The sequence below is a fragment of the Arthrobacter pascens genome (assembly GCF_030815585.1).
Lineage (GTDB): Bacteria > Actinomycetota > Actinomycetes > Actinomycetales > Micrococcaceae > Arthrobacter > Arthrobacter pascens_A.
In genome coordinates this window covers 1837262-1850255 of record NZ_JAUSWY010000001.1, presented here as the reverse complement: position 1 = coordinate 1850255, position 12994 = coordinate 1837262, and the positions used below count along the sequence as shown (strand labels likewise).

At 63.6% G+C, this 12994-nt stretch carries 12 protein-coding genes; all 12 read left to right on the top strand.

Features of this window, described 5'->3' with window-relative positions:
• Positions 1-24 precede the first annotated feature (24 nt).
• The 12 genes from dop (at position 25) to QFZ30_RS08605 (ending at position 12987) form a co-directional block, all read left to right on the top strand.
• Positions 25-1644 carry a depupylase/deamidase Dop gene (dop, locus tag QFZ30_RS08660; protein ID WP_307080166.1) on the top strand — a complete coding sequence of 540 codons (1620 nt, stop codon included), beginning with the start codon at positions 25-27 and terminating at the stop codon, positions 1642-1644.
• 85 nt (positions 1645-1729) lie between these two features.
• Positions 1730-1933, top strand: a complete 204-nt coding sequence (locus QFZ30_RS08655) for a ubiquitin-like protein Pup (protein ID WP_307080164.1) — start codon at positions 1730-1732, stop codon at positions 1931-1933.
• Positions 1934-2014: 81 nt separating this feature from the next.
• Entirely contained in the window at positions 2015-2836 is an 822-nt protein-coding gene (gene prcB, locus QFZ30_RS08650; protein ID WP_307075291.1) for a proteasome subunit beta, read from the top strand.
• A gap of 1 nt (position 2837) precedes the next feature.
• The gene (gene prcA / locus QFZ30_RS08645; RefSeq protein WP_307075289.1) at positions 2838-3560 is read left to right on the top strand and encodes a proteasome subunit alpha; all 723 of its coding nucleotides are present in this window, start codon (positions 2838-2840) and stop codon (positions 3558-3560) included.
• 1 nt (position 3561) lies between these two features.
• On the top strand, positions 3562-4926 hold the full coding sequence (gene pafA, locus QFZ30_RS08640) for a Pup--protein ligase (RefSeq protein WP_307075287.1): 1365 nt from the start codon (positions 3562-3564) through the stop codon (positions 4924-4926).
• 111 nt (positions 4927-5037) lie between these two features.
• On the top strand, positions 5038-5964 hold the full coding sequence (locus tag QFZ30_RS08635; protein ID WP_307075285.1) for an FKBP-type peptidyl-prolyl cis-trans isomerase: 927 nt from the start codon (positions 5038-5040) through the stop codon (positions 5962-5964).
• Positions 5965-6010: 46 nt separating this feature from the next.
• Positions 6011-6406 carry an FKBP-type peptidyl-prolyl cis-trans isomerase gene (locus tag QFZ30_RS08630; protein ID WP_307075283.1) on the top strand — a complete coding sequence of 132 codons (396 nt, stop codon included), beginning with the start codon at positions 6011-6013 and terminating at the stop codon, positions 6404-6406.
• Positions 6407-6510: 104 nt separating this feature from the next.
• Entirely contained in the window at positions 6511-8496 is a 1986-nt protein-coding gene (locus QFZ30_RS08625) for a helix-turn-helix transcriptional regulator (protein ID WP_307075281.1), read from the top strand.
• A 10-nt stretch (positions 8497-8506) separates the two neighbouring features.
• The gene (locus QFZ30_RS08620) at positions 8507-8857 is read left to right on the top strand and encodes a hypothetical protein (RefSeq protein WP_307075279.1); all 351 of its coding nucleotides are present in this window, start codon (positions 8507-8509) and stop codon (positions 8855-8857) included.
• Positions 8858-8892: 35 nt separating this feature from the next.
• On the top strand, positions 8893-9156 hold the full coding sequence (gene tatA / locus QFZ30_RS08615) for a Sec-independent protein translocase subunit TatA (RefSeq protein WP_307075277.1): 264 nt from the start codon (positions 8893-8895) through the stop codon (positions 9154-9156).
• 48 nt (positions 9157-9204) lie between these two features.
• Complete coding sequence (gene tatC, locus QFZ30_RS08610; RefSeq protein ID WP_307075275.1) at positions 9205-9999, top strand: twin-arginine translocase subunit TatC; 795 nt, start codon at positions 9205-9207, stop codon at positions 9997-9999.
• 24 nt (positions 10000-10023) lie between these two features.
• The gene (locus tag QFZ30_RS08605) at positions 10024-12987 is read left to right on the top strand and encodes a DEAD/DEAH box helicase (RefSeq protein WP_307075273.1); all 2964 of its coding nucleotides are present in this window, start codon (positions 10024-10026) and stop codon (positions 12985-12987) included.
• Positions 12988-12994 lie beyond the last annotated feature (7 nt).

Below are 12994 nucleotides of genomic sequence, written 5' to 3'. Positions count from 1 at the left end.
GGCTCACTCCCCGTCGGCGGGGCCATGCGTGTTATGGGGGCAGAGACTGAATATGGCATCCACGCCCCGACGGCGCCTGGTGCGAACGCCACCATGATGTCTGCCCGGGTTGTCCAGGCGTACGCCCAGGTGACGCGCCAGCGAGCGGCCGGCGGCGCGGAGACGCGGTGGGACTACACCGATGAGGAACCGCTGCACGATGCACGGGGCTGGACCTTGGAACGGGGAGCGGCGCACCCCAGCCAGCTGACGGACCAGCCGCCTGTTCTCGACGCTGAAGCGGTGGCACTGGCTTACGGACGCGAGGAACTGGAACTGGACGGCCAGGATGAGTCAGGCACACTGTTGATGAACATGGTCCTGGGGAACGGTGCCCGTCTCTACGTGGACCACGCCCACCCCGAATATTCGAGCCCTGAGGTGACCAACCCCAGGGACGCCGTGACCTGGGATGCTGCGGGAGATCTCGTGGCGCTGGCCACTGTGCGGAGGTTGGCCGCGGACCCCGAGCTGCCCGCGGTGAACCTCTACAAGAACAACACGGACAACAAATCCGTTTCCTACGGCTCCCACGAGAACTACCTCATGCCGCGCTCCGTCCCTTTTGGTGAAATCGTGCGGGGGCTGACTCCTTTCTTCGTCACCCGGCAGATCATGTGCGGCGCCGGCAGGGTCGGCCTCGGCCAGGACAGCTCAATTCCCGGTTACCAGATCAGCCAGCGCGCGGATTTCTTTGAAGCGGAAGTCGGCCTGGAAACCACCATCCGTCGGCCCATCATCAATACCCGTGACGAACCGCATGCCACCGCCGACAAGTACCGCCGGCTGCACGTGATCATCGGTGACGCCAACCTGAGCCAGGTCTCCAATTACCTGAAGTTCGGTACAACCGCCATGGTCCTCAGCCTCATCGAGGCAGGACTCGCGCCCAAGGTGGAGGTGCACGAGCCGGTCTCCGCCCTGCAGACGGTCAGCCATGATACTTCCCTTACTGCCAAGCTCAGGCTGCTCGACGGCCGTCGGGTCACAGCCCTGGACCTGCAGTGGATGTACCATGAGGCCGCGGCAAAACTTGCCCAGGACACCGGAGTCGCGGACGCCGTCGACGGGGACGGCCACACGCATGAGGTGCTGGAACGCTGGGCCACAACCCTCACCCAGCTGGACTCGAACAAGGCGGCAGCGGCGTCGTCCGTGGAGTGGCTCGCCAAGCTTTCCCTTCTTGACGGGTACCGGGAACGGGACGGCCTGGCCTGGGGTGAGGCGAGGCTGGGCCTGGTGGACCTCCAGTGGGCGGACATCAGGCCGGAGAAGGGGCTGTACTACCGGTTCCTCGCGAGGAACCGGATGCAGCGGATCGTCGACGACGGCGACATCGCCGCCGCGGTGACCGAACCGCCGTCGGACACGCGGGCTTACTTCCGTGGCCGGTGCATCAGCAACTTCGGCAAGGACGTGGTGGGGGCCAGCTGGGACTCGGTCATCTTTGACGTGCCCGGATATGGCCGGCTCCAGCGGGTGCCCACCAGGGAGCCGCTGAGGGGCACGAAAGCCCTGACTGGCGGTCTCTTTGCGCGCCACCGGACGGCGGGTCCTTTCCTCGCGGAACTCCTCGGACAAAAGAGCACTCCGCCTCCGGCGTAAACCGCGCCGGCGGGCGCACATCGTGGCAATATGGGCGTATCGGAAGATCCGTCCGGATCCGACGACTCACAGAGGAGAGATGACAATGGCAGGCCAGGAGCAGCAGCAGCCACAATCGCGCGACAGCCAGGTCGAGGAGGACGTGCCGGAGGCCCCTCCCGCGCCCCCTGAAGCACAGGCTTCGGAGTCCACACAGGGCGTGGACGACCTTCTCGACGAAATCGACGGCGTCCTCGAGTCCAACGCCGAGGAATTCGTCCGCGCATTCGTTCAAAAAGGCGGTCAGTAACCCGGTTCCGGATGGTGGCGGAAGCCGCGGACGGCCGGAATCTGTACAGACGTTGAAGTACCACGTTCAAGGAGTGCATCAGTGCAGGAATCAACCGCCAATCAGGTAGCCGCCAACGCGACATCGTCATTCACCGAGCATCTGCAGCGTGACCGGCCGGAACTGCTTCCCAACAACCGCGCGCTGCCGGTCGGACCAGGCCCGGCCACCCCGCTGCAGGTGCCCCACGCCACCACCATCGTGGCGATGAGCTACGCCGGCGGGGTGCTCATGGCCGGCGACCGGCGGGCCACCATGGGCAACGTGATTGCCAGCCGGCACATTGAGAAGGTATTTCCCGCAGACCAGTACTCCGTCCTTGGCATCGCGGGCACGGCAGGCATCGCCATCGACCTCACCCGGCTGTTCCAGGTAGAGCTGGAGCACTACGAAAAAATTGAGGGCACCCTGCTCAGCCTCGACGGAAAGGCCAACAGGCTCGGAGCCATGATCCGCGGCAACCTGCCCATGGCGCTGCAGGGCCTGGCGGTGGTGCCCCTCTTTGCGGGCTTTGACACAACCGCGGGTGTGGGCCGCCTCTTCTCTTACGACGTCACCGGCGGCAGATATGAAGAACGTGAGCATCATACGGTCGGGTCCGGTTCGGTCTTTGCCCGCGGCGCCCTGAAAAAGCTGTGGCGGCCCAACCTCACCGAGGCTGAGGCGGTTTCAGTCGCCGTAGAATCACTGTATGACGCTGCCGACGACGATTCCGCCACCGGCGGTCCGGATCCCGTCCGCCAGTTGTGGCCGGTTGTGTACACCGTGAACAGGACCGGTGCCCGCCGCGTCCCCGAGTCCGAACTGGCAACGGTGGCGGGAAACATCATCGAAGCCCGGTCCTCCGCCCGGCGGGAGGCCTGAGATGACCCAGCAGCAGTTCTACGTATCCCCAGAACAGCTGATGAAGGACCGTGCGGACTTCGCACGGAAAGGCATCGCACGCGGCCGGTCGGTGGTGGTGATCAGCTGCGAGGACGGTATCGCGCTGGTGGCTGAGAACCCATCGCCGTCGCTTCACAAGATCGGCGAGATCTATGACAAAATCGCGTTCGCAGCAGTCGGCAAATACAACGAATTCGAAAGTCTCCGCCAGGCCGGAGTCAGGTATGCCGACGTCCGCGGGTACTCCTATGACCGCGAGGACGTCACGGCCCGGGGCCTGGCCAGCGTATATGCCCAAAGCCTCGGTGCGGTGTTCACCGCAGAGCAAAAGCCGTTCGAAGTGGAACTGGCCGTCGCCGAGGTGGGCCCCAGCCAGGAACTGGACCATCTCTACCGGCTGACTTTCGACGGGACAATCGCGGATGAGCATGGCTTCATCGTGATGGGCGGCCAGGCCGAAAAGGTCTCGTCTGCCATCACTGACGGCTGGCGTGCATCACTGGGGTTTCCCCAGGCGATCCGCCTGGCGATGCGGGGCCTGGTCACTGACACGGAGGCTGACCTAAAAGCCAAGGCATTGCCCGTCAAAGCCGTGGAAGTTGCCGTCCTGGACCGGATGTCGGAGAGCTCCCGCGGCTCCCGGCGGGCGTTCCGGCGACTGAACAACGCCGATATCACGGCGCTGCTTGCTGAGGAGGACTGACATGGACAAGAGGATCTTCGGTATCGAGACCGAATTCGGCATTTCGTACTCAAGCCCTGATTCGCGGCCGCTGGCCCCTGAGGAAGTGGCCCGCTACCTTTTCCGGAAGGTGGTCAGCTGGGGACGGTCATCCAACGTCTTCCTGACCAACGGTTCACGCCTGTACCTGGACGTCGGATCGCATCCTGAGTATGCCACTGCGGAATGCGATGACCTCGCACAGCTCATCGCGCACGACCGGGCCGGCGAGCTCATCCTGGACGACCTCGTGGAAGAGGCGCAGTCGAGGCTGGCCGCTGAAGGCTTCAACGGCACCGTCTACTTGTTCAAGAACAACACTGATTCGGCGGGGAACTCCTACGGAAGCCACGAAAACTATCTGATCCCGCGGCGGGGCGAATTCTCCCGGCTCGCAGAAATCCTGATTCCGTTCCTGGTCACCCGCCAGCTGATCGCGGGGGCAGGCAAGATCCTCAAGACACCGCACGGAGCTACCTACGCGTTTTCGCAGCGTGCCGACCACATCTGGGAAGGTGTCTCGTCGGCCACCACCAGGTCCCGTCCCATCATCAACACCAGGGACGAGCCACACGCGGATGCCGAGTTCTTCCGCCGGCTCCATGTCATCGTGGGCGATTCCAACATGTCCGAAACCACGGCCCTCCTGAAGGTGGGAACCGTGGACCTGATCCTCCGCATGATCGAGGCCGGGGTGATCATGCGTGACATGAGGATGGAGAACCCCATACGCAGCATCCGCGAGATTTCCCACGACCTCAGCGGCCGTGCACTGGTCCGGCTTGCCAACGGCCGTCAGCTGACGGCCTTGGAGATCCAGCAGGAGTACCTGACCAAGGTCACCGCCTTTGTCAAGGAGCACGGGGCCCACAACCCGCATGTGCCGCTGATCCTTGACCTCTGGGGCAGGACCCTGAATGCCATCGAAAGCGGCGACACCAGCACCATTGACACGGAAATCGACTGGGCCATCAAAAAGAAGCTGATGGACAACTACCGGCAACGGCATGGCCTGGGCCTTGACGCACCACGGATCGCGCAGTTGGACCTCACGTACCACGACATTTCACGGACCCGCGGACTGTATTACCTGCTTCAGTCCAGGGATGCCGTGCGCCGGGTGGTGGATGACACAGTGGTCAAGGATGCAGTGGATGCACCGCCGCAAACCACCAGGGCAAAACTGCGCGGCGACTTCGTCCGGCGTGCGCAGGAACTGGGCAGGGACTACACCGTGGACTGGGTGCACCTGAAGCTGAATGACCGGGCGCACCAGACCATCCTGTGCAAGGATCCGTTCCGGAGCGTGGACGACCGTGTTGATGCGCTATTGGACTCTATGGGCTGACACCCAGCTTCAGGGGCTATTCTGGATAGGGCCGTTCTTTGGCCCTGCGGCGGTGCCGAGCGCAGGAATGCCGGCACCGCATCCATCTTGCCCCGACGAAAGTTCTCTTACGTGCGCCGACTCCTAGCAATCCTTATCCCCGGTCTGCTGCTGCTTACCGCCTGTGGCGGGACACCCCCGGCACCGGAACCAACCAGCCAGTCCGCTGGCGATACTGCCAAGTTCGACTCCCTCAAACTGACGGACAACGGGGACAAAAAGGCTCCGGGCGTTGATTTCACCAAACCCCTGGAAGTCACTGAGCCCACTGTCAAGGTCGTCAACGAGGGCAGCGGCGATCCGGTCAAGGCCAACCAGGTTGCGAACATCTCGATCCTGGCCCTTAATGGGACCGACGGCTCCACCCTGGAGGACACGTTCGCCGGGGAGCCCGAGCCGCTCGAACTCAACGATGAACTCAAAACCGGAAGCGCCGTCATCTACAACGCGTTTGTGGGTGCCAAAGTCGGTTCCAGCCTGGCCCTTGCCATCCCCGGCCAGGCAGCCGCTGAAGGTGCCCCAGCCCAGCCCACACAGCTTCTCGTGATCAAGGTGCTCTCCGCGGAGGACGTCACCCCGCCGCTCGAAAAGCCCGAGGGCGACACTGTCACTCCGCCTGCCGGCCTCCCCACTGTCAAGGAATCTGACAAGGGAATCCCCGAGATTTCCATTGATGGCTCCCCGGCGCCGACCGACCTTATTGCACAGGACCTGATCAAGGGCAAGGGCCCGGAGGTCAAGGCCACGGACTCGGTGGTAGTCAATTACGTCGGCGTGACGCACTCCGATGGCAAGGTTTTCGACTCCAGCTACGATAAGGGCCAGACACAGACCTTTCCGCTGAACGGGGTCTACAAGGGCTGGGAGCAGGGCCTGGCCGGGAAGACGGTTGGATCGCGCGTCCTGCTGGTCATTCCCGCCGCCTTGGGCAACCCTGACCCCGCCCAGGGCCCTCAGGGTGACCTCGTCTTCGTTGTGGACATCCTCGGCGTCAAGTAGCCGGACAGCCTTAATACATCACCCGCCAACCATCAAAGGAGCAACCATGTCATTTGGTCAGCGCAATTTCGACCGCCAGAAGCCGGAAATTGACTTCCCTGAAGGCGAGGTCCCCACCGAACTGGTCATCACCGACCTGATCGAGGGTGACGGCGCCGAGGCCAAGGCCGGAGACACCGTCTCCACCCACTACGTGGGCGTCGCCTGGTCCACCGGCGAAGAGTTCGACGCTTCCTGGGGCCGCGGTGCCCCGCTGGACTTCCGCGTAGGCGTCGGCCAGGTCATCCAGGGCTGGGACCAGGGCCTGCTGGGCATGAAAGTCGGGGGACGCCGCCGCCTTGAGATCCCGTCTGAGCTTGCCTATGGCTCCCGCGGCGCCGGTGGAGCCATCGGGCCCAACGAAGCCCTGATCTTTGTGGTCGACCTCGTGGGCGTCCGCTGACCGGAGCTCCACAGGGCCGGAAGGCGCGGTAACAATCAGGATCCGTTTTCCTGTTGTTGCCGCGCTTTCTGCTTTCCGGAACGGATTTTAGTAACGTTGCCAGAGTGTCCGCATCCCGTACAGAACGCCTGCTCAATCTGCTGATCGCACTCCTGAACACCAAATACGGCCTGCGCCGCAGCGAGCTGCGGGAAAAGGTCTATCACGACACGTCCGGCAACGACGTTGCCTTCGGCAGGATGTTTGAGCGGGACAAGAACGACCTCCGGCAGTTCGGTTTCGATGTGGAGACCGCCACGGACCTGGGCTGGAGCGAGGACGACCCCGCCACCACCCGCTACCGGATCGGCAAGGAGTCGAACCGGCTGCCGGATGTCCAGCTCAGCCCGGGGGAGTGGACCGTCCTTCTCCTTGCCTCGCAGCTGTGGGAACGCGCTGCGTTGGGCACCGCCGCCGAGAATGCGCTGCGGAAGCTTCAGGCTTCCGGCCGGTTGGCAGACGTTGAACTGCCCGTTGGCGTACAGCCCAGGATCAAACCCGCTGGCCAGGCTTTCGATGACCTCGTGGCCGCGATGCATGCCCAGCACCCTGTCAGCTTCACGTATCTGGCAGGCAGCACCGGGAACGAGGAGCAGCGGACGCTGGAACCCTGGGGGCTGGGAAGCAGGTTTGGCCAGTGGTACCTCGCCGGCTATGACCGTTCCCGCAAGGCCCCGAGGCACTTCCGCCTGTCCCGGCTCACCAGCGCCGTCACCGTGCTGGACAAGGAGAAGTACTCGCCGCCAAAGAACTTCAATATCCGCGACGAGCTCGCCAGGCTTCCGGAACTCCCGCTGCGGACCGCCGTCGTGGACGTCAGGGAAGGGCGTCTCCTGGGGCTGCGCCGGCGGGCTCTCGCCGGCGACGGCGGGGACACGGAGGAGCCCGACGCCGGCTACGAGCGGCTGCAGCTTCACTTCAGGGACGCGGAGGTGCTTGCCGAGGAGCTGGCCTCCTACGGCCCCGATGCCACGGCAGTTGCGCCCCACGAGCTGGTGACGGCAGTGCGGCGAAGGTTGCGTGCCGCCGCCGACTTCTGCGCAGCCCCGGTACCGGCGTTCGAATTTGCGGATGCCACGCGCGGCAGGTCCGTCCGCAAGGGCACGTCTGAAGACCAACTCAAGCGAATGCTCCAGCTGGTGCCGTTTCTGGTCCACAACCAGGGGCTGCACATCCAGGAGGTTGCAGAGCGCTTCGGCGTCACCCGCAACGAGCTGGAGGACGACTTGCGGATCCTCATCTGTTCCGGCCTGCCTGAGGGATACCCGGACGACCTCCTCGATATCCAGTGGGAGGACGACCACGTCTACATCACCCAGGATCTGGACCTGAACAGGCCGGTCCGCTTTACGGTGGATGAGGCCTGTGCGCTCCTCACGGGACTGGAGACACTGAACGGGCTGCCGGAACTCGCCGAAGGCGGCGCCCTGGAGTCTGTGACGCTGAAGCTCATGGCAGCAGCCGGCGAGGAGGGACTGCGGGCCGGATCCCTCGCCGGACCGGAGGTGGGCCCCGCGGATTCCGCCACGCTGGACGTTGTCCGCCAGGCGATCGGTTCCCGGTCCCAGCTGCATCTGGTGTACCTGTCTTCCCAGCGCGACCAGGTTTCCGAACGCGAGGTGGACCCGCTGCGCCTGTACTCGCTGGACAACACGTGGTACTTCGAGGCCTACTGCCACTCCGCCCAGGGGTTGAGGAACTTCCGGCTCGACCGGGTCCAGGAGCTGCGCCCCAACGGGAAGCAGGCCTCCACGCAGATTGGGCCGGAGGAAGGATTTCCGGCCAAGCTGTTCACTCCGAACGACGACGACACCACCGTAACGGTCCAGCTCACCAGGCAGGGTGCAGGCTTGGCGGACGATTATTACGCCGAACGCACCGCGGCCCTTCCGGACGGCGGGCTTGTGGCCGAGATCCGGTTTGGCAGCACAGCCTGGCTGCCCATGTTCGTCGCACAGCACGGTGGTTCGGCGCGCATCCTCAAGCCCGCCAAGCTGTCGGAATCTGCACTCGAATGGATCGAAGCCGCATTGGCCCGGTACGGCGGCTAGACTTCTCAGCATGCCTTGGTGGTCTTGGATCCTGATCTGGATAGCGCTTGTTGCTGTCTCCCTCCTGTTTTATGTCCTTTTGGGCATACGGCTGTACCGCCAGTTCATGGCAACGGTCAAGGACCTGGGTGCCGCCGGCGAGAAGCTGGGGCATTCGGGACCGTTTTTGCCTGCACCTCCGGACACCGCCGGTACGCGGGCGCAGCAGCCTGGCTCGGCGGTTTTTGCCTCACCCGCCCGGATGCGACATGATTACCACGCATCCAAGTCATCCCGCCGGGAACTGCGACGCACCAGGCGTGTGCAGCGCAAGACGGACCGTGGCCAGCCACAGTCGCTTGCCGATCTGGACTTCACTTAGACGTAGGATGTAAACAATAGAAAGGACCTCCTGACATGAGGCTTGAAGGCTGGCATCTGATTATCATTATTGTCTTGGCGTTGGTGCTCTTTGCTGCGCCAAAACTTCCAGGAATGGCTAGAAGCCTTGGGCAATCCATGCGTATCTTCAAGTCTGAAGTCCGCGAGATGAAGAAGGACGGAGCACCAGAAGCCAAGGACGGCGACAGCGCTGTCGAGGGCAAGGTTGTCAACCACCCGCAGGCCAAACCCGGCGAGCCTACCGACGGTACTGACGTTCCGCCGCCGAATCGTGCCTAACCCTCAGTGGCCGTAAAGATGGGCCGGCAAGACAATCCAGAGGGCCGGATGGCCCTGATGGATCACCTCAAGGAACTCAGGAACCGGCTGTTCAAGTCAGCCATTGGCGTGATCCTGGGAACCGTCGTTGGATTTATCCTGTATCAGCCAATGTTGGCTGCTTTGATCAAACCAATTACGGACCTCAATCAAAAAGAGGGCAGACTCGCAAGCCTCAACTTTGATGGCGTCGCAAGTTCCTTTGACCTGATGATCCAGATCTCCGTATTCATGGGTCTGATACTGGCCAGCCCGGTTTGGCTCTACCAACTATGGGCCTTCATAGTGCCCGGACTTCACAAGAAGGAACGGCGTATGGCGCTGTCCTTCGTGGCAGCGGCAGTACCGCTCTTTGTCGGAGGCGTCTTTCTGGCGTGGATGGTTCTGCCAAACGCAGTCCGTGTGCTCACGGATTTCACACCGGCCGGAGCGTCCAACTTCATCACCGCCCAGGTCTATCTCTCGTTTGTAACGCGACTAATGCTTGCATTCGGCATTGCGTTCCTTTTGCCAGTTGTCCTTTTCGGCCTCAACGTGGCGGGAATACTGAAGGGCGCACAACTCGTCAAGAGCTGGCGGATCACGGTATTTCTGGTGTGTCTTTTTGCTGCTATGGCAGCGCCGGGCGCCGATGCAATGAGCATGTTCTATCTGGCCGGACCCATGTTGGCGCTCTTTTTCCTGGCCGTCGTGCTCTGCCTCATGAATGACAAAAGGCGCGAACGCCGGGCAGCCAAGCGCGCTGCCGAGACTGAAGCCACCGCCGACGTCGCGACGCCGGGCAGCGAACTGAAGAACCTCTAGCCCGCGGCGCACTAGGCTGGAGGCATGTCCTCTATTTCCGGGCCGCTCGCTTCGGGGCCATTTTCTACCGGGCCAACCGATCCAGAACCACAGTCGCCTTCTGAACGTTACCTGGCCAGCGCCGAGCGCACGGCCGAGGCCAGCAGCTACCTGGGCGGCTTTATCCGCACCCTCGAATTTGAGCTTGACGATTTCCAGCGCCAGGCCTGCCTTTCCCTCCAGGAAGGCAGGGGGGTGTTGGTCGCGGCCCCCACGGGCGCCGGAAAGACAATCGTAGGCGAGTTCGCCATCTACCTCGCCCTGGAGCGAAATCTCAAGGCCTTTTACACCACCCCTATCAAGGCGCTGAGCAACCAGAAATTTGCTGAGCTCGCCGAGAAGTACGGGCCCGAAAATGTGGGACTCCTGACCGGTGATACCAGCATCAACGGAGATGCCCCGGTAGTAGTGATGACCACCGAGGTCCTTCGGAACATGCTCTATGCGGATTCGGACACGTTGGATGACCTGGGCTTTGTGGTGATGGACGAGGTCCACTACCTCGCGGACCGCTTCCGCGGCGCGGTCTGGGAGGAAGTCATCATCCACCTCCCCAGCGAGGTCCAGGTCGCCTCCCTGAGTGCCACTGTGTCCAACGCGGAGGAGTTCGGTGCCTGGCTGGACACCGTGCGCGGCGACACGGACATCATCGTGTCCGAACACCGGCCGGTGCCACTGTGGCAGCACGTCATGGTGGGCAAGGAAATCGTGGACCTCTTTGCCGGCGAAACTACCTTCGATGAAATCGCTCCGCCAGCGGACGGCGAAGACGGAACCCCTGGCCTGGCTGTGATCGGTGGCGCGTCCGCGCAGGATGACTCCGTACGACCGGGGTTTGAGGTGAACCCGGACCTGCTGGCGATGTCCAGGAGCGAGAGCCAGCAAAGCTTCCGCGGCCAATTCGGACACGGCGGACGCAGCCAGCGCCGTCAGCACCGCCAGCGCGGCGACGAGCGGGGGCCCACCCAGGGCGCCCAGCCTGTGGGAGTACGGAAAGCCAGCCGCCCCCAGGTGATCGCCAGCCTGGACCGGCAGGACCTGCTGCCGTCGATCACCTTCATATTCTCCAGGGCGGGCTGCGACGCCGCCGTGGCACAGTGCGTATCCTCCGGGTTGTGGCTGACCACCGAGAGGGAGCAACGCATCATCGCCCAGCGCGTTGACGAGGCCGGGCAGGACATCCCTTCAGATGATCTGGATGTCCTTGGCTTCTGGACGTGGCGGGACGGCCTGCTGCGCGGATTCGCCGCCCACCACGCCGGCATGCTGCCCACGTTCAAGGAGGTAGTGGAGAAACTCTTCGTCGAAGGGCTGGTGAAGGCTGTTTTCGCCACCGAAACCCTCGCCTTGGGCGTCAATATGCCTGCCCGCTCCGTGGTCCTGGAGAAGCTGGACAAATTCAACGGCGAAGCCCACGTGGACATCACCGCAGGGGAGTACACCCAGCTCACCGGCCGCGCCGGCCGCCGCGGCATTGACGTGGAGGGCCATGCTGTGGTGCTCTGGCAGCCCGGCACAGATCCGACGGCGGTTGCAGGCCTGGCTTCCAGGCGGACCTATCCGTTGAACTCGAGTTTCAGGCCGACGTACAACATGAGCATCAACCTGTTGGCGCAGTTCGGCCGAACCCGTGCCCGGGAGATCCTTGAATCGTCTTTCGCACAGTTCCAGGCGGACCGTTCAGTAGTTGGCCTCGCCAGGCAGGTCCGCAGCAGGGAGGAATCCCTTGCGGGCTTTGCGAAGTCCATGACATGCCACCTTGGGGACTTCACGGAGTATGCCCGGTTGCGGCGGGAGCTTTCCGACGCCGAGAATGTCACCTCGCGCACCAAATCCCGGGCACGGAAGTCCCTCAGCGACGATTCCCTGGCACGATTGCTGCCCGGCGATGTGGTTGATGTGCCCGGCGGCCGGGCCCCTGGGCCCGCCATCGTTCTCAGCTCAGACCACAGCAGCCGTGAGCCGCGCCCGGCCGTGCTGACACTGGACAACCAGCTCCGCAGGATCGGTACGGACGACCTGGAAGGGCCCATTGCGCCCATGACGCGCATCCGGATTCCGAAATCCTTCAACGCAAAGGTCCCGAAGTCCCGCCGGGACCTTGCGTCGTCGGCAAGAAATGCGCTCCGGGAGAACCGTCCACCCGCCCCGACCAGCAGCCGCAACAACGACTTTGGCCTGGCAACAGCCCTGCCCAACCAGGAAAAGCGGATCGCCGAACTGCGCCGGGCGCTGCGCGCCCACCCCTGCCACGGCTGCAGCGAGCGTGAAGACCATGCACGGTGGTCGGAGCGCTGGTGGAAGCTGCGGCGGGAGACCGATGCCCTGGTCCGCCAGATCCAGGGGAGGACCAACACCATCGCCAAGACGTTCGACCGCGTCTGTGATGTCCTGTCCGCCTACGGCTATCTGGAAGCCGCGGGCGACGGGCGGCTGACCATCAGCTCCGACGGGCAGCGGCTGCGGCGCATCTACGGTGAGAAGGACCTGCTGATTTCGCAGTCGCTCCGGCTGGGCGCGTTCGACGACCTGGACGCCGTCGAAGTGGCCGCTTTGGCGAGTGTCCTGGTGTACCAGGCCAAACGCGAGGACAGGGGGCTCCGGCCCAGGATGCCCAGCATTTCGCTGGAGTCGTCAGTGGATCTGGTGATCCGGGAGTGGTCGGCGCTGGAGGACGTGGAAGAACAGAACAAGCTTCCGCTGACCGGCGAACCCGAGCTGGGACTGGTCTGGCCCATGTACAAGTGGGCCCGGGGGAAGCATCTCCAGGAAGTCCTCAACGGTACTGACCTTGCGGCCGGTGACTTTGTCCGCTGGGTCAAGCAGGTCATTGACCTCCTCGACCAGCTCGCCAAGATTCCGGGCCTGGAGCCTCGCCTCGCACGGCTGTGCACTGAGGCAATCTCCCTGGTCCGGCGCGGCGTGGTGGCCTACTCTTCCGTCGTCTGATCAACCT